The organism is Bradyrhizobium sp. I1.14.4 (assembly GCF_050435825.1).
Lineage (GTDB): Bacteria > Pseudomonadota > Alphaproteobacteria > Rhizobiales > Xanthobacteraceae > Bradyrhizobium.
Map to the genome: position 1 here is coordinate 62,841 of NZ_JBNDLA010000012.1, position 21,988 is coordinate 84,828.

At 64.3% G+C, this 21,988-nt stretch carries 19 protein-coding genes and 1 pseudogene; 10 read left to right on the forward strand and 10 right to left on the reverse strand.

What is annotated here, in order from left to right; all coding sequences use genetic code 11:
- Position 1 precedes the first annotated feature (1 nt).
- Positions 2 to 2,287 carry a TonB-dependent siderophore receptor gene (locus ABIB78_RS23465; protein ID WP_429029094.1) on the reverse strand — a complete coding sequence of 762 codons (2,286 nt, stop codon included), beginning with the start codon at positions 2,285 to 2,287 and terminating at the stop codon, positions 2 to 4.
- 328 nt (positions 2,288 to 2,615) lie between these two features.
- On the reverse strand, positions 2,616 to 2,849 hold the full coding sequence (locus ABIB78_RS23470; RefSeq protein ID WP_429028966.1) for a hypothetical protein: 234 nt from the start codon (positions 2,847 to 2,849) through the stop codon (positions 2,616 to 2,618).
- Between the two features lie 443 nt (positions 2,850 to 3,292).
- Between ABIB78_RS23470 and ABIB78_RS23475 the strand changes: the two genes are divergently transcribed.
- The 6 genes from ABIB78_RS23475 to ABIB78_RS23500 all read left to right on the forward strand — a co-directional run bounded on the left by ABIB78_RS23475 (position 3,293) and on the right by ABIB78_RS23500 (position 8,957).
- A complete protein-coding gene (locus ABIB78_RS23475) occupies positions 3,293 to 4,552 on the forward strand; it encodes a Rieske 2Fe-2S domain-containing protein (protein WP_429028967.1) in 1,260 nt (419 codons plus the stop codon).
- Complete coding sequence (locus tag ABIB78_RS23480) at positions 4,552 to 5,049, forward strand: aromatic-ring-hydroxylating dioxygenase subunit beta (protein ID WP_429028968.1); 498 nt, start codon at positions 4,552 to 4,554, stop codon at positions 5,047 to 5,049. Before ABIB78_RS23475 ends, ABIB78_RS23480 begins: the two co-directional genes overlap by 1 nt.
- A gap of 235 nt (positions 5,050 to 5,284) precedes the next feature.
- Complete coding sequence (locus ABIB78_RS23485; RefSeq protein ID WP_429028969.1) at positions 5,285 to 6,079, forward strand: enoyl-CoA hydratase/isomerase family protein; 795 nt, start codon at positions 5,285 to 5,287, stop codon at positions 6,077 to 6,079.
- 1 nt (position 6,080) lies between these two features.
- Positions 6,081 to 6,830, forward strand: a complete 750-nt coding sequence (locus ABIB78_RS23490; RefSeq protein WP_429028970.1) for an SDR family NAD(P)-dependent oxidoreductase — start codon at positions 6,081 to 6,083, stop codon at positions 6,828 to 6,830.
- Position 6,831: 1 nt separating this feature from the next.
- Entirely contained in the window at positions 6,832 to 7,767 is a 936-nt protein-coding gene (locus ABIB78_RS23495) for an alpha/beta hydrolase (protein ID WP_429028971.1), read from the forward strand.
- Positions 7,764 to 8,957 carry an acyl-CoA dehydrogenase family protein gene (locus ABIB78_RS23500; protein ID WP_429028972.1) on the forward strand — a complete coding sequence of 398 codons (1,194 nt, stop codon included), beginning with the start codon at positions 7,764 to 7,766 and terminating at the stop codon, positions 8,955 to 8,957. Before ABIB78_RS23495 ends, ABIB78_RS23500 begins: the two co-directional genes overlap by 4 nt.
- A gap of 12 nt (positions 8,958 to 8,969) precedes the next feature.
- On the opposite strand, the gene ABIB78_RS23505 is transcribed toward ABIB78_RS23500, so the two are convergent.
- The 8 genes from ABIB78_RS23505 to ABIB78_RS23540 are packed head-to-tail and all read right to left on the reverse strand — an operon-like array spanning position 8,970 to position 17,725.
- The gene (locus ABIB78_RS23505; RefSeq protein WP_429028973.1) at positions 8,970 to 9,716 is read right to left on the reverse strand and encodes an NAD(P)H-dependent oxidoreductase; all 747 of its coding nucleotides are present in this window, start codon (positions 9,714 to 9,716) and stop codon (positions 8,970 to 8,972) included.
- The gene (locus ABIB78_RS23510; protein ID WP_429028974.1) at positions 9,713 to 10,876 is read right to left on the reverse strand and encodes an ABC transporter substrate-binding protein; all 1,164 of its coding nucleotides are present in this window, start codon (positions 10,874 to 10,876) and stop codon (positions 9,713 to 9,715) included. The genes ABIB78_RS23505 and ABIB78_RS23510 overlap by 4 nt, the downstream gene beginning before the upstream one ends.
- A 34-nt stretch (positions 10,877 to 10,910) precedes the next feature.
- Entirely contained in the window at positions 10,911 to 11,957 is a 1,047-nt protein-coding gene (locus ABIB78_RS23515) for a branched-chain amino acid ABC transporter permease (protein ID WP_429028975.1), read from the reverse strand.
- Positions 11,957 to 12,829, reverse strand: a complete 873-nt coding sequence (locus tag ABIB78_RS23520) for a branched-chain amino acid ABC transporter permease (protein WP_429028976.1) — start codon at positions 12,827 to 12,829, stop codon at positions 11,957 to 11,959. The genes ABIB78_RS23515 and ABIB78_RS23520 overlap by 1 nt, the downstream gene beginning before the upstream one ends.
- Positions 12,830 to 14,764, reverse strand: coding sequence for an AMP-dependent synthetase/ligase (locus ABIB78_RS23525; protein ID WP_429028977.1), 1,935 nt, complete (start codon positions 14,762 to 14,764; stop codon positions 12,830 to 12,832). It abuts the gene before it with no gap.
- On the reverse strand, positions 14,764 to 15,558 hold the full coding sequence (locus ABIB78_RS23530; RefSeq protein WP_429028978.1) for an ABC transporter ATP-binding protein: 795 nt from the start codon (positions 15,556 to 15,558) through the stop codon (positions 14,764 to 14,766). The genes ABIB78_RS23525 and ABIB78_RS23530 overlap by 1 nt, the downstream gene beginning before the upstream one ends.
- Positions 15,555 to 16,409: an ABC transporter ATP-binding protein gene (locus tag ABIB78_RS23535; RefSeq protein ID WP_429028979.1), complete on the reverse strand. Its 855-nt coding sequence runs from the start codon at positions 16,407 to 16,409 to the stop codon at positions 15,555 to 15,557. The genes ABIB78_RS23530 and ABIB78_RS23535 overlap by 4 nt, the downstream gene beginning before the upstream one ends.
- A 5-nt stretch (positions 16,410 to 16,414) precedes the next feature.
- A complete protein-coding gene (locus ABIB78_RS23540) occupies positions 16,415 to 17,725 on the reverse strand; it encodes a phytoene desaturase family protein (RefSeq protein WP_429028980.1) in 1,311 nt (436 codons plus the stop codon).
- 251 nt (positions 17,726 to 17,976) lie between these two features.
- Between ABIB78_RS23540 and ABIB78_RS23545 the strand changes: the two genes are divergently transcribed.
- From ABIB78_RS23545 to ABIB78_RS23560, 4 genes and pseudogenes are all read left to right on the forward strand, one after another.
- Positions 17,977 to 18,612 (forward strand): TetR/AcrR family transcriptional regulator, encoded by a 636-nt coding sequence (locus tag ABIB78_RS23545; protein WP_429028981.1) that lies wholly within the window; start codon positions 17,977 to 17,979, stop codon positions 18,610 to 18,612.
- A 165-nt stretch (positions 18,613 to 18,777) separates the two neighbouring features.
- The gene (locus ABIB78_RS23550) at positions 18,778 to 19,266 is read left to right on the forward strand and encodes a DUF417 family protein (protein WP_429028982.1); all 489 of its coding nucleotides are present in this window, start codon (positions 18,778 to 18,780) and stop codon (positions 19,264 to 19,266) included.
- Between the two features lie 186 nt (positions 19,267 to 19,452).
- Positions 19,453 to 20,058 (forward strand): annotated as a pseudogene (locus ABIB78_RS23555) (hypothetical protein); the annotation flags it as partial.
- Between the two features lie 898 nt (positions 20,059 to 20,956).
- Positions 20,957 to 21,661 (forward strand): spermidine synthase, encoded by a 705-nt coding sequence (locus ABIB78_RS23560; RefSeq protein WP_429028983.1) that lies wholly within the window; start codon positions 20,957 to 20,959, stop codon positions 21,659 to 21,661.
- Positions 21,662 to 21,988 lie beyond the last annotated feature (327 nt).

Consider the following 21,988-nt stretch of genomic DNA (forward strand, 5'->3'; position numbering starts at 1 on the left):
GTTAGAATTTCACCGTCGCCGAGAGCGAGAAGCGCCGCGCATCGCCCATCGCCACGGCCAGATTGCTGACGGCAGATGGATAGTAGACGGTGTCGAACAGGTTCTTGACGTTGAACTGGTAGATCACCGGGAACGTCTGGACCTTGGTCTCGTAGGTCGCGAAGACGTCTGCGACCGTGTAGGACGGCAGCACGAAGCTGTTCGCCGCGTCGCCGGGTCGATCGCCGACGTAGCGCGCGCCGCCGCCGAGCCGAAGCCGGCCGGGCAGCGCCGTGCCGAAATCATAGACGAGGTAGAGCGAGGCCGTGTTCAGCGCGACGTTCTGCAGCTGCTTGCCGGCGTAAGTCGGATCCTCGGTCACCCGCGCGTCGGTGTAGCCATAGCTGCCAATCATGCTCCAATTGTCGGTGAGCCTGCCGGTGACGTCGACCTCGACGCCGCGCGACCGCACCTTGCCGGCCGCCGTGTACACGTTGAGGCCGGTGGACGTGTCGAGCTGGCTCACCAGCACGTTCCGCTTGTCGATGTCGTAGACCGCGACCGTGCCGGAGATCCGCTTGTTGAGGTCGAATTTGAGGCCGGCTTCGTATTGCGTGCCTTCTTCCGGCGCGATGTTCGAGCCGAGCACGACGCCGCCGCCATTGCTCAAGGGCGCGATCGTCGAATTCGGCTTCAGCGATTGCGTGTAGCTCGCATACAGCGAGACCTGGTCGGTGAGCTTGAGAATGGCGCCGCCGAGCGGCAACACCTTGTCGGCCGACACGTTGGTGTTGGTGATGAATGGCCGCCCCTTGCCGGCAAACTGGTCGTAATCCATGTAGCGCACGCCGCCGACCAGCGCGAAGCGCTCGGTCAGATGCAGTGTGTCCTGGAAGAACAGCGACCATTGGCCGAGCTTGTCGGTCTGGGCACTGTCGGCCGCCGACACCGTGGTGCCCGGCGTGATCAGGCCATAGACCGGGTTGTAGAAGTTGAAGCTCGGGGTCGCCTGCCGGATCAGATTGTCGCGATAGATCGTGCGGTACTGAGCGTCGCCGCCGAACAGCACCTCGTTGCGGAAGCCGCCGAGCCAGACATTGCCCTGCAGATAGGAGGTACCGTAGCTCGAATTGCTGAGCGAGCCCTGCGTGCCATCATTGCTGCGAGTCTCGACGCCGGTCTTGGCGTTGATGCCGGTGATGCGCAGCTGGTTGGCGCTGAATGTCTCGGTGTTGTAGCTGTAGGCGGCGAACAGCTTCCAGTCCTGGTTCAGCCGGTGCTCGACCGAGGCCTGCATCAGGTCGGAGGTGCCCCACATGTTGTTGAAGGGCTCGTCGAGCCGGCGCGTCGCGGGGATCGCCAGCGGCGCCTTTGTCGCGGGATCGAACGCGGTGCCGCGGTCGAACGGCGTGATGAATTCGCGGTGCTCGTAGTTGAGCTGGACGGTAGTGTTCTCGCCGTACCAGGCCAGCGACGGCGCCACCAGCATTTCGCGATGACGCCCGAAATTGCGCCAATAATCCTCACTCACGCCGTAGCCGATGAAGCGATAGGCGAGGCCGCCATTGCCGATCGGGCCGGTGATGTCGATCGTGCCGTCGGCCCCGCTCTTGGAGTTGGCGTAGGTCGAGCCGAGCAGGGTCACCGAGCCGTGCTGATAGAGCTCGGGGCGCTTGCTGATCGTGTTGACGATGCCGCCGGGATCCATGATGCCGTAGAGCAGTGACGCCGGACCCTTCAGCACCTCGACACTTTCGACCGCGACGTTGAGGCTGCGGCCCTGCACCAGCGGCATGCCGTTGCGCATGATCGAACCGTCGCGGTTGTCGCCGAAGCCGCGGCGCATCACCGCATCCTGGGTGCCGGCCAGCGTGTTGGCCTGGGTGACGCCGCTGACATTGGCCAGCGCGTCGTCGAGGTTGCGCGGCAGCTGATCCCTGAGCACCTGCTCCGGCACGACGTTGACCGTCTGCGAGGTGTCGAGCGGCGAAGCGCCGCTGCGCAAGGTGGTCGAGCTCGGCATCGCGCGATAGCCGAGCTTGGCTTCGTTCAGCGCTGCGGCGGCTGCGGCCGCGCGCTCCGACGCTGTCGGCTGGGCATTCCGGCTGCGCTGCCGCGCCGCGGCGGCCGCCTGTGTTCGCTGCGCCGGCCTTGCCGCAGCAGCGGCGGCCGGCTTGCGCTTCTGCGTCGGCGATTCGACCATGACCGGCGGCAACGGGACGCTCGATTGGGCATTTGCCGGCGTCACCGCGGAGGAGACATCGGCGAGCAGGAAGGCTGCACCGATCAGCAGGTGGGTGCGGCCCATGTCGGCGGCATTTCGACGGTCGCCGACAACCCGGCCATCAGCATTCACAGGCACTCTTGGACTTCCGATTCACGCGAACTCGTTCACGCCGGGCCTCTAGCAGTCGGCGCGCGCGAAAAGAACCGGAGCAGACTTGAATCTCTCTAACCGGATTGGATTTGAATTATTCTAAGACGTTGCAGGGCTCGCGTGTGCGCGCAAGCCCTGCATGTCATGACTTGATTGTCGCGTTAGCGCGTCAATTGACCGCGCGGTCATGGCCTGCGGCTACGGCCGTCGTCCTGTCACATCTCAGGCATATGGTTCGCCGTGCGTCGCGCGATACGGCTCACGCCATCGCCAGGCTGACTGGCGCCGAGCCGACCATTCCGGTGCTCACGCCATCGCGCGCCATCGATTCGATCTCGCTCCAGTTCTCGCGAAAGATCCGCGCCGCCTCGTTGGCACTTTCCGCCTGGATCGTCAGACTGCACGCGCGTCTCGCGCCATTGCTGGCAAGCTGGAAATAGAGAACGTATCCAGACGATTCCGCGCTCCGTGCGCCCGAAGGTGCCTGCTGCATGTAGGTTTTCCCCAATAGTGTTCTTGTTGCGCCACCCGCAGGCAGGATTGGACCGTGATGCGGCGCAGTCGTGGTGCAAAATGCGCAATTCGCACGATTGCGCATTTTGTTCGCCGGTGTTGCCGCGATTCAACAGGTGATGGAACCGATGTCGACTGACGGCTGCAACTCAGCCGTGACCAGGATGCAGTTTCAACCGACGGGGCGTCGTTCACACATCGCCATCAGGATGCGCGCGCGCCACGGCGCAAGGCCGGGACCTTGGCACTGCTGGCCACCCGGGATTGCATCTTGGCGTACCGCGCCGGCGATACGCGCCATTCGCAAAGCCGCTTGCCGGCTCGCGGCACCCGTGCTATTTATTGATCGAACGGTCGTTCGGATTATTATTGGCCGACCGATAAAGGCGTCCGCGGCGAGCGGGCGGCGAGGGAGACGGAGCGATGAGCATGACGACCGGCGTCTCGCCGTGGGAGCGGTTGATCCGGCCCGACCGGGTGCACGGATCGCTCTACACCGATCCCGAGGTTTTCGAGGCCGAGCTCAAGAATATCTGGTACCGGACCTGGGTCTATGTCGGACACGAGAGCGAGGTGCCGAACGCCAACGACTACGTCGTCAAGTCGCTCGGCCCGCAATCCGTGATCATGACGCGCGACGAGCAGGGCAAGGTCAACCTGCTGCTCAACCGCTGCTCGCATCGCGGCAACCAGGTCTGCTCCTATGAGCGCGGCAATGCGCGCTCGTTCACCTGTCCGTTCCATTCGTGGACCTTTGCCAATGACGGCCGCCTGGTCGGCTATGCCTTCCCTGATGGTTACGAGGGGCAGGACAAGTCGCAGCTCTCGCTCGGGCGGGTGACACGCGTCGAATCCTATCGCGGCTTCGTGTTCGGCTCGTTCGTGGCTGACGGACCGACCCTGAAGGAGCACCTTGGCGGCGCCGCGGAGACCATCGATCGCCTGGTGCGCACCTCGCCCGAGGGCGAGGTCGAGATCACGGCGGGCTTCCTCAAGCATCGCGTCAAGGCGAACTGGAAGTTTATCCTGGAGAACGAGTGCGACGGCTATCACCCGGCTTTCGTGCACACCTCGATCTTCGGCGTCGCCGACAGCATGATCGGCAAGCTCTATGGCGGCGCCTCGAGCGCGCTGACGCGCGACTACGGCAACGGTCATACCGAGATCGACTTGCGGCCCGAGTTCCGCAAGCGCGATGCGCCGATGAGCTGGTTCGGCACCAGCGAGGAACGGCTGCCCGATTACACCGCGCGGATGAAGGCGACCTATGGCGACACCGCGGCGCGCGAGATCATGATCGACGGCACGCCGCATGTGATGATCTTCCCGAACCTGTTCATCGCCGAGATCCAGATGTTCGTGATCCAGCCCCTCGGCGTCGACGACAGCGTGCAGCACGTCACCGCACTGCAATTCAAGGGCGCGCCCGATCTGAACCGGAGGCTGCGCCAGCAGACCATGGGCTCGGTCGGCCCGGCCGGCTTTCTGCTTGCGGATGATTCCGAAATGTACGAGCGCTGCCACCGTGGCGTGCTGGCGCGCAATCCGGAATGGATCTTCGTCGGCCGAGGCGAGAAGCGCGAGCGGCGAGACGAGCTCGGCTTCACGGTCGGCCACGTCACCGATGAAGTGCCATCGCGCGGCATCTGGACCCACTATCGCAAGCTGATGGAGCCGGCCTGATGCTGTCGCGCGAGAGCAGCGCCACGCTGATGAGCGCCATTACCGCTTTCCTCTATCGCGAGGCGCGGCTGCAGGACGAGCATCAATACGAGGCCTGGGAAAAGCTCTGGACCGACGACGGGGTCTATTGGGTGCCGGCCAACGGCGCCGACATCGATCCGGAGCGGCAGATGTCGATCATCTACGACAACCGCTCGCGGATCGCGCTGCGCGTCCGCCAGCTGATGACCGGCAAGCATTTCACCCAGACGCCGCAGTCGAACCTGCGCCGGCTGATCTCCAATATCGAACTGATGGACGAGCAGCCGGACGATGGCGACATGGCGGTCGCCAGCAACAGCCTGATCTTCGAATCCAGCCTGCGCGACGACACGTTGTGGGCGGCGCGCAACGAATACCGGCTGCGCCACGTCGACGGTGAATTGCGGATGGCCGCCAAGAAGGTCATCCTCGTCAACAACGACAAGGCGATCTACACGCTGTCATTCCTGGTTTGAGATGAGTTTGCGATGCACTGAGCAGCGGACTTCCCTTCGCCTCGCCCCGCGTGCGGGGAGAGGTCGGAACGCATCGTTAGATGCGTTCCGGGTGAGGGGGAGTCTCCACGAATCCGGCTGTTGCCGTTCATGCGGAGACTCCCCTCACCCCAACCCTCTCCCCGTAAGGACGGGGAGAGGGGCGCACCATCGCCATCCGCTTCGATCTGACCTGCTCTAAGAAAGGTGTCTCGCCATGATCGACAAGGGCCCCGTTCTGCTCGACATCACCGACGGCATCGCGCGGCTGCGGCTCAACCGTCCCGACGCGGCCAACGGCATGAGCGCCGAACTGCTGAGCGCGCTGTGCGACGCCATCATGGTCTGCCACGGTCATCCGGATCTGCGCGTGGTGCTGTTAAGCGGCGAGGGCACGAATTTCTGCGCGGGCGGCGATGTCCGCGCCTTCGCTTCCAAGGGCGAGAAGCTTCCCGACTATATCCGGCAGGCCACCGCGTATCTGCAGAATGCGGTGACGGGATTGCTGCGGCTGGAGGCGCCTGTCATTGCCTCGGTGCAGGGCTTTGCGGCAGGCGGCGGCGGCTTTGGTCTGGTGTGCGCCTCCGACATCGTGATCGCGGCGGAATCGGCCAAATTCCTCGCCGGCGCCACGCGGGTGGCGATGGCGCCGGATGCCGGCGTCTCCGTCACGCTGTCGCGGCTGGTCGGCCTGCGGCGGGCGATGTCGATCCTGTTGACCAACCCGGTGATCCCGGCCACCGAGGCGCTGCAGATGGGCATTGTCACCAAGGTGGTGCCCGATGTGGAGCTGGCCGACGCATCACTCGGGCTGGCGCGCGAGCTTGCGGCCGGCGCGCCGAAGGCGCTGGCGGCGACCAAGCGGCTGGTCTGGGCCGGCACCGGCACCAGCATCGAGCAGTGCCTGTCGGAGGAGGCGCGCACCGTTGCCGAGCTCTCGGGAATGGCCGACGCACGCGAAGGGCTCGCCGCCGTGATTGAGCGGCGCAAGCCTGTATTCACGGGGCGCTGAGGTGGCGCCCTTGCCATTCGGGCGTCTCGATGGCCGCCGTGCCTTCGTCTCCGGCGGCGCGCGCGGCATCGGCGCGGCGATTGCCCGCAGCTTTGCCGGCGCAGGCGCCCGGGTCGTGATCGCCGATCTCGACGTGGCCGCTGCCTCGGCGCTCGCGCGCGAGACCGGCGCCGTGGTCGCAGGACTCGATGTCAGCGATGCCACGGCGGTGCAGGCAGTGATGGCGCAGGATGGTCCGTTCGATATTGTCGTCAACAATGCCGGCATCGATCAGCACGCTTTCTTCACCGACACCACCGCAGAAGATTGGTCCCGGCTGATCGCGGTCAATCTCACCTCGGTGCTGGCCTGCACCCACGCTGCGTTGCCGGCAATGCAGGCGGCGCGCTTCGGCCGTATCATCAATGTCACCTCAGAGGCCGCGCGGCTCGGCTCCAAGGGCGGTGCGGTCTATTCCGCGGCCAAGGGTGGCGTGATCTCCTTCACGAAGAGCATCGCGCGAGAAAATGCGCGCTTTCGTATCACCGCGAACGCGATTGCGCCGGGACCGATCCGCACGCCGATGCTGGAACAGGCCGTCGCGAAAGGCGGTGACAGAATTCTGCAAGCGATGACCGGCGCGACGCTGCTCGGCCGCCTCGGCGAGCCGGAGGAGGTTGCTGCGGCGGCGCTGTTCCTGGCGTCCGACCAGGCCGCCTATATCACCGGTGAGACGCTCGGCGTGTCCGGCGGCATGGGCATCGGCGGCTGAGATGGGCAGCGCGGACGACAATATCGCGATCACGCCGGTCGATCGTGCGATCGAGCGCTTGCGCACGATCTATCGCAATTGGACCCGCGATACGACCGTGGCGCAGATGCGGAGCGATTGGGACGCCGCTTTTGCGGTCCGCTCGGTGCCCGTGACCTGCCAGCCGGTCTCCGCTGGCGGCATCGACGGCGAATGGCTTGTGCCGGCAGATGCGCCGCGCGACAAGGCGATCCTCTATCTTCACGGCGGCGGCTTCCGCGTCGGCTCGGTCGCCTCGCATCGCGACCTGATCGGGCGGGTCGCATCGGCATCCGGCTGTCGGGTGCTGGCGATCAATTACCGGCTCGCGCCGGAGCATCGTTTCCCGGCCGCGCTGGATGATGCGCTGATCGCCTATCAATATCTGCGCCATCAGGGACTGCGTTCGGCGGATATCGCCTTCGCCGGGGACTCCGCGGGCGGCAATCTCGTGCTCGGTGCGATGCTGGCGGCGCGCGACCGCGGCGTGCCGCTCCCCGCGGCCGGCGCGCTGATCTCGCCCTGGACCGATCTCACGGCTGCCGGCGCGAGCTATGAGAGCCGCGCCGAGGCCGATCCGATCCACCAGCGGGCGATGATCCTGGCGCTCGCCAAGAACTATCTCGGCAAGGATGGCGACCCGCGCGATCCGCTGGCCTCGCCGCTTTATGCTGATCTCGCCGGCCTGCCGCCGCTTCTGGTGCAGGTCGGCGACCGCGAGACCGTGCGCAATGATTCGACGGAGCTTGCCGCGCGCGCCAAGGCCGCCGGCGTCGACGTCGTGCTGCAAGTCTGGGACGGCATGATTCACGTTTTCCAGATGTTCCCGGAGATCCCGCAGGCGCGCGAGGCGATCGCATCCCTTGCGAATTTTCTGCGAAACCATCTTCACATCGGCCATGAGAGGGCGCCACAATGAACGTCATGACCTCGGATCCGCGCCAGCTCACTGAGACCGAATTCCATTTCTCGGAGCAGCCCAATCTGCCCGAGGAGCTGCGCATGCTGCGTGAGCAGGTGCGTAGGTTCGTCGAGAAGGAGGTGGTGCCGCATGGCGAAGCGTGGGAACGCGACGGCAAGATTCCGCGCGAGATTTATCGCCGCATGGGCGCGCTCGGCTTTCTCGGCATGCGCCACGCGGCCGACTATGGCGGCACCGACATGGGCCCGTTGGCCTCGATGGTGTTTGCCGAGGAACTCGGACGTTCGAGCTTCGGCGGCTTCACCTCGTCGATCCTTGTTCATACCGACATGTCGGCGGTGCACATCAGCCTGCGCGGCACGCCGGAGCAGAAGCAGAAATATTTGCCGGCGATCATCCGCGGCGAGACGGTCTGTTCGATCGCGGTGACCGAGCCCGATGCCGGCTCCGATGTCGCGGGCCTGAAGACGCGTGCGCGGCGCGACGGCGACAGCTGGGTGATCAACGGCGCCAAGATGTTCATCACCAATGCGGTCTATGGCGATATCCTGATCGTCGCCGCGCGCACAGATCCGCACGCCAAGGGCAGCCGCGGCATCTCGCTGTTCATCGTCGAACGCAACACGCCGGGCATCACGGCAACCAAGCTCGACAAGCATGGCTGGCTCTGCTCGGACACTGCCGAGATTTCGTTCCAGGACGTGCGCGTACCGGCGGAGAACCTGCTCGGCGAGGAGAACAAGGGTTTCTATGGCATCATGGAGACCTTTCAGAACGAGCGGATCTGCATCGGCGGCATCTGCGCCGGTGAGTCCGCCAAGGCGATCGAGCTGACGACGAACTATGTGAAGACGCGGCAGGCGTTTGGCGGCCCGCTCTGGAACCAGCAGGGGGTGAGGTTGAAGCTCGCACAGCTCGCCGCGAAGGCTGCGGCGGCGCGGGCGCTGGCCTATCACGCCGCCGAACTCGCGGCGGCCGGGCAAGATTGCCTCCGCGAGGTCTCGATGGTGAAGGCGCTGTCGCCGGAGGTGCTGCACGAGGTCGTGCATGGCTGCCTGCAACTGCATGGCGGCTCAGGCTTCATGCGCGGCACCCCGATCGAGCGCATGGTGCGCGACGCGCGCGTGCTGACCATCGGCGGCGGCGCCACCGAGGTGATGCTGGAAGAAATCGCCAAGCGGATGTGAGGAGGGCAGCCGTTACGTCGCCGCCGGCTTACCCTGGCCGACCGCCTGCGCCGCGATGCCCGGCTTCAGCCGCCAGTCTTCGCCGAAATCCGCCAGCGGATGAAAGAACAGCGGCTCGGTGGTCTCGAGCTGCCGCAGCCGCTCCGCATAGTCGTCGAGATAGCGATGCCGTGTCGCCTCGTCGACGAAGTTCACCGAATACGACACAAAGGGTGGCAGCACCTTGCAGCCGGCATAGGCCAGCGTGCCGTTATGGATCGGCCACAGCAACACGTCGAGCGCGCCGACCAGGCCATCGGGTGCGCACATGCCGGGATAGGCCGCGGTCGAGGTCACGACCATGGCGCGGCGGCCGCTAAGGCCGCCGGTGTCGTAGCGGCGGCCGGCGCCATAGACCGCGCCGTTGACGAACACGCGGTCGATCCAGCCCTTCATGATGGCGGGGACGGAGAACCACCACAGCGGAAACTGCAGGATCAGGAGATCGCACCAGAGCAGCTTTTCGATCTCGACGGCGATGTCGCCGCTGAGCGTGTTGCGCTGGTGGTTGTGCTTCTGCTCGCGGTCATACTGCAGCCGGTCGGGAAACCGCCGCGCGCCAAAATCTTCCGCGGTCGCCACCGGATTGAAGCCCATCGCGTAGAGATCGGAGATCCTGACCGCATGCCCGAGCGCGGTCAATTCCGCCACCGACCGCGCCAGCAGTGCAGCGTTGAAGGACTGCGCCTCCTGATTGGCAAAGACGATCAGGACCTTCATTTGTGCACCGGCTTGAAGCTGAGCGTGGCCGCATCGGCCTGCATGATCTGCAGCTTCTGGTTGGAGAAGCGGACGCCGGGGCCGAAGCTGATCGGCGCCATCACGCCGGTCTCGACATTCCTGGTCTTCTCCAGCTCCGAGATGGTGCAGGCCCAGGTCGGCTGCTTGCCGCAGCGCTCGATCGCCGCGATCAGCACCTTCGCCGCAGCATAGCCGGTCATGGTGTAGCGATTGATGCCCTTGAACTCGGCCTCCGACACCAGCGGCTTGGCCCTCTCCAGGAACGCCTTGCCGGCCACGCCCGCGAACGGCTCGACATAATCGACTGCGTAGATGCCGTCGCCCGCCGGGCCCATCAGCTTCAGCACCGGCTCGATGCGGCCGGGCCAGAAGATGCCGGTCACCGGCTTGACGTTGAGCTTCTCGAGTTCCTTCATCATCGCGATGTTCTCGGCGATGATGCCGCCGGCCAGGAACACCTCGGCGCCGGAATCCTTCAGCTGCAGCATGTCGGACGAGAAGTCCTGCTGGCCCTTCTTGTAATTGCCGCTGTAGACGACGTTCAGCTTCTTGGCCTTGACGACGGAGTCGAAGCCGTCCCGCACGGTGATGCCGTAATCGTCGTCCTGTGTGATCAGGCCCCATTTCTTGCCGGGATTCTTGTCGGCGAGGAAGTTGACGAGGTGGACGATGCCTTCCTCGTAGGATTGCCCGATCACGAACACGTTCTTGCGCGCCGGCTCCCACAGGAACTTCACCGGCGCGACGTCGATCACGGTCGGGATGCCGGACTTCTCCAGCACCGGCATCACGGCGATCGACTGGCCTGAGCCGGAGATGCCGATCATCGCGAACACCTTGTCGACGTCGATCACCTTCTTGACGCCCTGGATGGTGCGCGCGGTGACGTAGCCGTCGTCCTCAAGGACATACTTGATCTTGCGGCCGTTGATGCCGCCGGCAGCATTGGCTTCCGCGATCGCGATCTTGTGGCCGATCGAGGCCGCGACGCCGAGCAGCGCCGGCGGGCCGGTCAGGGGTTCGACGTCGCCGATCAGGATCTCGGTGTCGGTGATGCCGGGATCGGCCGCGGCGGCGGGGCCGATGCCAAGGCTGGCCGTGGAAAGCAGCAGTGAGGCTGCCGCCAGATGTCTGATCATTGTCTCCTCCTCATGGTGTTGTGTCTTTTTTTGGTTAGTAGCGCAGCGGCCAATGCACCCAGGTCCGCTTGATGTCGTGCCAGGCGCCGACCAGCCCCCTCGGCTGGAAACGCAGGAACAGGATGATGACAAGGCCGTAGAGCATGCTCTTCAGCTCCTGCGCGCCGGTGGTGAATGTCGCGTCCATCTGCGCGCTGAACAGGCTGAAGACGATCCTTGTCGCCTCCGGCAGCAGCACGATCAGGATGGTGCCGAGCACGGCGCCAAGCGCCGAGCCGAGCCCGCCGACGATCAGGATCGCCAGCGCCTCGATCGAGAGCAGGAACGGAAAGCCCTCGACGCTGACGAATGAGAGATAAATGCCGTACAGCGCGCCGGCGATGCCGGTGATGAAGGCCGAGGTGACGAAGGCGAACAGCTTGTAGGCGTGCAGATTGATGCCCATGACGCTCGCCGCGGTGTCGTTGTCCCTGATCGCGACGAAGGCGCGGCCGACCCGGCTGCGGCGGATGTTGAGGGTGGCGAGCAGCGTCAGCACCGCGATGGTGAGGCAGAGATAGGTAAAGGCCGCGTCGCTGTCGAAGCTGATGCCGAAGATGTCAGGCCGCGGCACCTGGATGCCGCGGGCGCCGTTGGTGAGCCAGCGCATCTCCAGGATCACGGTGTTGATGATGAAGGAGAAGGCGAGCGTGGTGATCGCGAGATAGAGCCCCTTGAGCCGCAGCGACGGCGTGCCGACGATGAGGCTCGCCAGCGCCGGCACCACGCCGGCCCCGAGGAAGCCGACCAGCGGCGGCATGTGATATTTCGACACCAGCACCGCATAGCCATAGGCGCCGGTGACGAGGAAGCCGACATGACCGAGCGAGATCAGGCCGGTGTAGCCGGTCAAAATGTTGAGTCCGAGCGCGCCGGTCGCCGTGATCAGGATGATCATCAGGAACGACAGCGCGTAGGAGTTCAGAAGGTAGGGCGCTGCGATCAGCGCCAGCAGCAGCACGGCCGACCATAGCCACACCGGTGGGGAATCGATCAGCGCAACCAGCTCGCCATAGGCCTGCTTGTAATCGCCCGTGCGCATCACACCCTCTCGATGTCTCGTTCGCCGAAGATGCCGAACGGGCGGATCATCAGCACCACTATGATCATGGCAAAGCCCGCGACCTCCTTCATGCCGGAGCCGAGATAGCCGCCGGCAAGGTTTTCGGTGATGCCGATCAGGAGACCGCCGAGGCCGGAGCCGAGCACGGCGTCGAGTCCGCCCAGGATCGTGGCCGGAAACGCCTTCAACCCGAGCTGGAACATCGCTGGCGACAGATCGTAGGTCAGCGCAAAGAACACGCCTCCGATGCCGGCGATCACGGAGGAGGCGGCCCAGGCCAGTGCATGGATTTTTGTGGCGCTGATGCCCATCAAGAGCGCGGTGCGGTCGTCGGCCGCGACCGCGCGCATCGCGACGCCGACCCTGCTGTAGCGGAAGAACGCCCAGATCGCGGCAAGCAGCACCAGCAGCGTCGCGATCACTGCGACCTGCCCGGTGCGCACGCCGATGCCGCCGAGATGCACGATGCCGCGGCCCATGCCGATATCGAGACCATGCGGATAGGCGTCCCAGATGAAATTGATGGCCGAGCGCAGGATCACCGCGAGCCCGATCGTGACCATCACGGTCGCGAACACCGGCTCGCCGAGCATCGGCCGCATCACGACGCGCTCGATGATGAGGCCGAGGACGATAGCTGCGAGAATCGCGCCTGCCGCGACAACGAACACATTGCCGCTGACCGTGGTCGAGATGGTCCAGGTGACATAGGCCGTGATCATGGTCATCTCGCCCTGGGCGAAATTGACCAGCCCGGTCGACTTGTAGATCACGGCGAAGCCCATCGCGATCAGGCCGTAAATTGCGCCGATCGCTAGTCCCGAGATCAGGAGCTGGATGAGATACTGCATTCAGCCCTCCGTCCGGTAGATGATGGCGAGCTCGCGCGCGAACTTCTTCTCGATCATGGCGCGGCGCACCTTCTGCGTAGCGGTCAGTTCGCCGTCGTCGTGGTCGAGCTCCTTTTCGAGGATGGCGAAGCGCCTGATGTTCTCGACCCGGGCGAACCGCTTGTTAGTCTCGCTGACGATGCGCTCGACCAGCTCGTGGACCTCCGGCAGCTGCGACAGCGACTTGTAGTTGGTGTAGGCGAGGGCGCGGTCGCGGGCCCAGCGGCCGACATTGTCGTAGTCGACCTGGATGATGGCGCCGAGATACCTCCTGGCCTCGCCGACCACGATCGCTTCCTTGATGAATTCGGAATCCTTCAGCGCGTTCTCGATCTCCGACGGCGCGATGTTCTTGCCGCCGGCGGTGATGATGATCGCCTTCTTGCGGTCGACCACGGCGATCTCGCCATTGTCCAGCATTCCGATGATGTCGCCGGTGCGCAGCCAGCCGCCGGCTTCGAGAGAGGCGGTCGAAGCCTTCTCGTCGAGGAAGTAGCCCTTGAAGACGCCGGGGTTGCGCAGCAGGATCTCGCCGTCGCTATCGAGCTTCCATTCGGTCTGTGGCAACGGCACGCCACAGCCGCCGATCCGGTGATGGTTCTCGGTCTGGATGAAGGCGACGCCGCCGCTTTCGGTGAGGCCATAGCCCTGCGACACCGGACGGCCGATGATGTCGAAGAAGCGCAGCGTCTCCGGTGAGATCGAGGCGCCAGCGCACAACCGGTGCCGGCTGTAAGCGAAGCCGAGATGGCGCTGCAAATTACGGAACATCAACAGATAGAGCAGCCCGTAGGCGGCGCGGTCGAGCACGTTGGTCTTGCCGGCCTGTCGACGGTCGGACAGCGTGCGGCCCCAGGCGAGGCAGGCCTTGGTAAAGCTCTGCCGCAACTTGCCGCTCTCGCCGAGCCGGAACAGAAAGCCCTGCTGCAGTTTCTCGTAGATGCGGGGCACGCCGACGAAGAAGGTCGGCGCGATCTCGCGGATGTTGATCGCGACCGTATCAATCGATTCGGCGAACGAGACGGCGCCGCCGAGCACCAGATGCGTCACCGTGCCGTAGCAGCGCTCGGCGACGTGGCATAGCGGCAAATAGCTCACCGCCTCGAACGGCTTGTCGGCGCTGCCGACGGTTTTGGCGTAGGCATAGGCAGCGTAGACGAGATTGCGATGGGTCAGCATCGCGCCCTTGGGCGGTCCCGTCGTGCCCGAAGTGTAGACCAGGATGCAGACATCGTCAGGCGCGCCCTCGCTGATCAGGCGGTCGAGCGTGGCGTTGGCGTCCGCGGTCTCCCGTGCATACGCTTTGCCGCGCTCGCACAATGCGGCGAACGACATCAGCTCCGGTTGCCGGTAGTGCCGCAGGCCTTTCATGTCGATGCAGACGATGGCTTCCAGATCTGGCAGGCCGCCATTGTTGGCCATCGCGTCCAGCACCTTGTCGGTCTGCTCCTGATCGCCGGTGACGACGATGCGGGCGCCGGAATGCTTGACGATATACTGCAGCTCGACCCAGGGATTGGTCGGATAGATGCCGACCGCGACCGCGCCGATCATCTGGGCGCCAAGATCGGCGTAGAACCATTCCGGCGTGTTCTCGCCGGCGATAGCAACGCGGTCGCCTGGCTTGATGCCGAGCGACAGCAGACCCAGCGCCACCGCACGCGCGGTTTCGTAATAGTGCCGCCAGGAATAGGGATTCCAGATGCCGTAGTCCTTCTCGCGCAGCGCGAGAGCTTCGCCATGCATGGTGGCGCGCTGCTGCAGCAATTGCGGGATGGTGATGGCGGCATCCCCAAGTGCGGCCTGGAACGCGTGGGCTCCTGCTGCGGGCGCGCTGCGCGTAGCGCCGGCCTGCAGCGGCGGATGAGCGGTGCGAAGACTGTCCAGCGTCGACATCACGCGCCTGCCTTCGCCATGGCTTCGGCGCGCTGGCCGCCGAGATAGGCCTCCGCGACGGCCGGATCGCGCCTGACCTCGTCGGGTGTGCCCTCGGCGATCTTGCGGCCGAAATTCAGCACATGGACGCGATCGGAGATGTCCATCACGATGCGCATCTCATGCTCGATCATCACGACGGTGATGCCGAGCTCGTCGCGGATGTCGAGCACGAAGCGCGCGATGTCCTCGGTCTCTTCCTGGTTCATGCCGGAGACCATCTCGTCGAGCAGCAGCAGTTTTGGTTCGCAGGCGAGCGCGCGGGCGAGCTCGACGCGCTTCTGCTGCCCGTAGGACAGCGTGCCGACGACGGCCTCCCTGATATGCTCGATCTCGAGGAATTCGATGATGTGCTCGACGCGCTGCCGGGCCGCGATTTCTTCCTTGCGGGTGCGGCCGAAGAAGACCACGGCATCGAGCACGGTTGAACGCAGATGGGTATGGCGGCCGGTCAGGATATTCTCGACCACGGTGCCGTGCTTGAACAGCGCGAGATTCTGGAAGGTACGGCCGATGCCGACGGCGGCGAATTTCCACGGCGAAATGTTCGAGAGATCGATGCCGTCGAAGGTGATGCGGCCGCCGCTCGGCCGCAGCACACCCGAGATCATGTTGAACAGCGTGGTCTTGCCGGCACCGTTCGGGCCGATCACGCTGCAGATCTCGCCGGGCGCGACCTCCAGGCTGACGTCGGCGACCGCATGCAGCCCGCCGAAGCGCCTTGACAGGTTCTCGACTGTGAGCAGCGCTGTCACGACAGCCACCGCTTGCGGCGCTTGTAGTGCTTGACGTCGCGCAGGCTCTTGCGACCTCCGGAGGAGACGCCGAGATAGAATTCCCGGACGTCCTCATTGGCGGCCAACCTCTCTGCCGTGCCGTCGAGCACGACGCGGCCGGTCTCCAGGATGTAGCCGTAGTCAGCGATGTCGAGCGCGCGCTGTGCGTTCTGCTCGACCAGCAGCACGGTCATCTTCAGCTCGTCACGCAGCCGAACGATCACCTCATAGATGCGGTCGATGATCAAGGGCGCGAGGCCGAGCGACGGCTCGTCGAGCGCCAGCAGCACGGGATCGGTCATCAGCGCGCGGCCGATCGCGAGCATCTGCTGTTCACCGCCGGACATGTAGCCCGCGATCTGGTCGCGCCGCTCATGCAGCCGCGGGAACAGCGCAAACACCTTGTCGCGGCGCTGGCGCGCCTCGGCGCTTGTCCGGGTGTAGCCGCCCATCTGCAAGTTCTCGTCGATGGTCAGCGCCGCGAACACGCGGCGGCCCTCCGGCACCTGCACGATGCCGCGGCGGACCAGCTCGTCCGGCGCAAGATGGTGCACCTCATCGCCCTGGAAGCGGATGCTGCCGTTCTCGATCACGCCTTCCTCGGTATAAAGGATGCCGGACATCGCCTTCAGCAGCGTCGACTTGCCGGCACCGTTGGAGCCGAGCAGGGCGACGATATTGCCCTCGGGCACCGCGATCGAGACGTCGCGGATTGCCTCGATCGCGTTGTCGTAGACGATCCGGATGTTGCGGAATTCGAGCAGGCTGTCCTGCGCCGGCGCGGAGAGTGGCGCTGCTTGCTGCGTCCGATGGGGGATCATCGTCGGCATCGCGCTCAGACCCGGCCGGCCGACCTGCGCGGCCGCGCGGCGAGGATCGCATCGGTGACGATTTTTGCGGTTTCGGCGCAGGCCTGGGTGCCGCCATTGCCATATTGTTTCACCGCGTCGCCGACGCACCACAGGCCCTCGATCCCGGTCTCGCGCGGCAGGTCGTAACCGGCGCAGCTGCGTTGCGCTGGCCAGTCGTCGCGCATCACCCGGATCGACAGGATTTTTGCCTGGCCGAAGTTCGCGAGCTGCTCGCGAAGATCCTCGAGCGCCAGCGCGACTTCGGCATCGGAGTCGAAATCGCCGAGCGCCGGCACCGGCACGGCATAGGCGACATAGAGGTGCCAGCCGGGCGGTGCCAGTTCCGGACAAGTCGCGGAGAGGTTCGCCATGTTGCAGAGCCGGCGCGTCTTGCCGAAGGTGACGATGCCGGGATGATTGATCAGCGGCTCGCGGCTCGCGACGTTGATGACGATGTTGGAAGCCGGGCGAAGGTCGTTCTTCACCCTGGCGACATAATCCGCCGGAAAAGCCTCGCTGCCGGCAAGCGCGACGGTGGCCTTTGGTCCGGCATTGCTGATGACCAGGTCGGTCTCGATCCGCACCCGCTCGCCGTCCCTGAGCACGGTGACGCCTTCGACCTTGCCGTTGGCGGTGTGGATTGTCGTCGCCGGCGTATCGAGCCAGATGTCGCCATTGCGCCTGACAGCGTTGCCCAGGCTATTCCAGACGCCGATCGTGCCCTGCGGGCAGAAGCCGAACTTCTTGAAGGCGCCCTTGCCGGTGAAATAGGTGAGGAAGGCGCGGGCCGGCAGCTCGGCGGCGTTGCAGGCGAAGATCGCCGCGCAGAGGTTGCGGAACAGCGCGTGCACCGTGGCGTTGCTGGTGTAGCCCTTCAGCCAGTCCTCGGTCGATTGCCGCCCGTCGGGCAGATTGCCGGAGCGGGCGTCGGCGAATTTCTCCAGGATGCGCGACGCCTGTTTCGTGAGCTGCCCGAGCAGCAGCGACCAGCCGCCGCGGCCGACATCGATCACCTTGCCGTCGATGAAGAACGAGCTCGCAGGCTCCGGCGCGCGGATGTCGAGCGGCGCACCGACGGTGTGGAAGGTTTCCTCGAACACGCCGCCGAACTCGATCGCGATCGCGCCGATATTGACCTTGAAGCCGTCGATCTCCTCGGTTGAGGCGCGCCCGCCGAGCCGGTCCTTGTCGTCGACGACGAGCGTATGCAGCCCGCCATGGGCAAGACGCGCCGCGGCGCACAGCCCGCCAGCACCGGCTCCGATCACGACAGCATCGACCTTGTGAGCATCCACGCGCAGCCTCCCTCGATGCCGCCGGGTTGGTCCCGGCGTGCGCAATCCGCTTGCCTGATGACGGGCACCATAATATAATCCGACCGGTCGTTCAAATTATTTTTTGACGCAAGTCGCGCGTCATGGCGAGCGATGGACGAGTTCTGGTGGATGGTGCCCGCAAAGGGGAGGAGCGCGCGGGGCGGCGGTAGTATAGAGGGACGAAGGCCGCCCGATTCCGGCGGCGCCGATGGTGCACGAGAGAGATGGGTATGGCGCGGACGCGCTCAGAAAATTACGACGAGATCCAGCAGGGCATTCTCACCACCGCCTGCGGCCTGTTCGCGCGGCAGGGCTACATGCGTGCCTCGATCGCGGACCTTGCGGATGCCTGCAAGCTGTCGCGCGGCGCGCTGTATCATTATTTCGACTCCAAGGAAGCGATCCTGTTCGCGATTCTCGATGCCCATATCCGCGAGATGATCGCGGATGTCGAGTCCGCGATGGTCGGCAAGGCGACGGCGCTGGAGCAGTTCCGCGCCGCAATCCAGGCCATCGTCGCGCTCAATGCGCGCTCGAGCGACGAGCAGCGCGTGATCCTCAACGACCTCTCGTTCCTCGGCGAGACCGAGCAGGATGCGATCAAGGCGCTGGAGCGCCAGCTGGTCGATACCATCGCAGATCTTCTGGTCAAGCTCGACAAGGAAGGCAAGATCGTCAAGCGGACCAAGAAGATCTACAGCATGATGCTGTTCGGCATCCTCAACTTCAGCCACACCTGGTACGACCCGAAAGGCGGGATCGATCCCGGAGAGTTCGCCGACATGGTCGTCGACCTGTTCCTTTACGGCTTCACCATGCCGGTGCCGGCAAAGGACGCCGCGCGGCCGCTACGCCAGCGTGCCTGAGACCGTCGCGGTCAGACGACGATCGTCATCACTTCCTCTGCACATCCTTGTGAAGGCCGTGACCGTGCCCCACGCGTAACGCGTGCGCATCGCGCTGCGTAGTCCTGCCACGAGCGCCGCACCAGCGGCCGATGGTGGCATCGCAGCGAGGGAAGAAACATCCGCATGAATCTGTCGTTCAACGTCGCCGAACAGGGCGAGGGGTCTTATCGTCTGCTCGCGATCCTGCGCTGGATCATGGTGGTGATCTTCGTGTCGTTCGGCATGCAGAAGTTCACGCTGCAATCGGCGCAAGGCATCGTGCAATTCATCAGCAACAGTCCGTTCATTTCGTGGCTGTCGGTGTTCGGGCTCCGCGGCGAGGCCTATGTGCTGGGCGTGGCCGAGTTCGGCATCGCGGTGTTGCTCGCCGCCGGCGCGTTCAGCCCGATTCTCTCGGCGATCGGCGCGCTGATGGGCGTGATCACTTTTGCGGTGACATGGTCGTTCTTCTTCACGACGCCCGGCGTGGTCAAATGGAGCCTGTCGACCGATCCGATGGCCTGGAACTTGGCTGGCGAGTTCCTGTTCAAGGACATCGTGCTGCTGTGCGTCTGTCTCGTGCTGCTGTTGGCGTCGTTACCGCGGTCGATCGTCCGGTCGCGGGCGACATAGGCCGCCTTGGTAAATTTCGCCTAAATCGTCATTGCGCCTTTTGCATCGTCAGGAACTCAAGGGCGGGCGCTTGGGACAAAACTCTTCCCATTGCTCGAATGCAGGGCGCAATTGCAACCGTCGATTGACGAATTGCTGCTAGTTGGAAATCTCTCCAGTTGGGAGATGAATGTGACCACCCTTGAAATGTCGACGGCGAGCTCCGCATCATCGGCGCTACGCCATCGGATCCTGCCCATCCTGTTCTTCTTCTCCGGACTTCCTGCACTTATTTACCAGCTCACGTGGCAGCGGAGCCTGTTCCGGATATTCGGCGTCAACACCGAATCCGTCACGATCGTTGTGACCGCCTTCATGCTGGGTCTCGGTCTCGGCAGCCTCGTCGGTGGCTTGATCACGCGACGGCGTGCCGTGCAGCCCCTGCTGCTGCTCGGAATCATCGAAACGCTGACCGCGGCATTCGGTCTGGCATCGCTTTGGATTTTCGACCGGGTCGGCGACCTCACTCTCGACTGGTCACCGCCGGCAATTGCCGCGGTCAATCTGATGCTCGTCCTGATCCCTACGCTGCTGATGGGGGCGACGCTGCCGATCCTTGTCTCGCACCTCGTGAGGACGTCCGGACAGACCGCCCGTTCAGTTGGTCTGCTCTATTACGTCAACACGCTGGGGGCTTCCGCCGCTTGCCTGCTCTGCGCCGCTTTTATCTTCCCCTATCTGGGCATGCACTTGGCGGTGTACATTGCTGCGGGGATCAACGTCGCGGTTGCCGGCAGTGCCCTCGCGGCCTATTACCGCCGTAGCAAGGTGGACGATATCGTTGTAGTCCCGGAGGGGAGGCGGATAGCGCAACCGGTCCTTTCCATGCCGTTCGCGATGCTGTTGGCCGCGCTCGGCGGCTTTGTCTCACTGTCCTATGAGATATTCCTTTTCCGCGCTGCGTCCTTTACATCAGGATCAAGCTCGCTCGCGTTCGCCATTGTGCTGAGCGGCTTTCTGGCAGGCGTTGCCGGCGGTGCGTACAATGCAGGCAATGTCTGTGTAAAACTGTCTCCCGCGGACGCGATCGGCGTAACGGCCAGGAGTCTGATCTGGGCCAATGTCGTCGGTGCCGCTTTTCTGCCGATCGTTACTCAACTTGCCGGATTGAGCTTCGGCGCCATCCCGCTCATGCTGGCCGCGACTTACCTGATTGCGCGCCAATGGGGCGCATTGCTGCCGTACTTGTCGCATTTCGCCATCGCCGCTGATGAGTGTGCCGGTATGCAGACCGCACTGCTCTACAGTGCGAATATTGCCGGATGCGCCGCAGGCGCCGTCATCACCGGTTTCGTGTTGACGAATTGTCTCGGTCTGCAGCAGATCAGCATTTTGCTACTCGCGCTTGGCACGGTTTGCGCGCTGCTGCTGATCTTCAGGTCCGCCACTGTGGCCGGTGTGCGCGGGAGGGCGGTTGCCGTCGCCGTTGCGGTTCTGTTCGCCGGAACGATCATTGCCCCGCCTCTGTCCGGGCATCTGTTCGAGAACCTCCAGAACCGCGCGATATCCGATCATGCGTTCGCAGACGTTGTCGAGAACCGCAGTGGCGTGATCACGGTCGATACAGATGGCACCGTCTACGGCAACGGCATGTATGACGGACGCTTCAACACCAGTCTCAAGACCGACCGCAACGGCATCATCCGTCCATATGCGCTCAGCCTGTTTTCACCCGGCCCCGCGCGACGTGCTGATAATCGGGCTCTCGTCCGGCTCCTGGGCGCAGGTCATTGTCAACAACCCATCGGTCGAAAAGCTCACCATCGTCGAGATCAATCCGGGCTACGCCCAGCTGATTGCGGAGCGGCCCGAAGTGCGGTCGCTGCTGTCCAATCCGAAAGTCACGATCATCGCGGATGATGGACGTCGCTGGTTGCGCCGGCATCCTGGACGACTGTTCGATGCGGTCGTCTCCAACACGACGTGGAACTTCCGCGCCAACGCGACCAACTTGCTCTCGACTGAATTTCTCGAGTTGGTCGGCCGTCATCTCAATCCGGGCGGCATCGTGTTCTACAACACGACCTTGTCGCGACGGGTTGAGAAGACTGCATGCGTCGCATTCGCCCACGGCGCGCGGTTCAGCAACCATATGGTCGCGTCGAACGCACCGCTCCGTTGGGATTATGTGCGATGGCGCAAGGTGCTCGAGGCCTACACGATCGACGGAAAATCTCAGTTCAACCCAACCGACAAGGCCGACCATGATTTGCTCGACACGCTGGTGCATGAATACGGCCTCGATAGCGAAATGGTCGAGCAGTGCCCGATTCTGATGGCACGTACCGCAGGCTTGCCTGTCGTCACCGACGACAATATGGGCACCGAGTGGCGGTATTATCTCGGCCTCGAATAGGGAAGATCCGAACAGGCGCAATCGTCAGCGCGACCGCCGCAGCAAGACGTTGGACGCACCCTCCTCGTGGTCGATTGTCCGGTCGCGCAGCGCGCGAACGATAGTTAACTCACGCTTAATCGGGCGCCGCATGCGTCCGGCATCTGGAACAGGACAATTCGTCGCGGTCGGCTGCGTCTTGTAAGTCGAATCCGCACGGCCTATGCAACCGTTGATTGACGAATTGTTGGTAGTAAGAAACGGTCCCCGGTTGGGAGCGGAATGTGACGATGTCAGAAATATCGACCGTCGGCCCGGCAGGCGCTGATCGTGCGTTCCGTCGAGGCA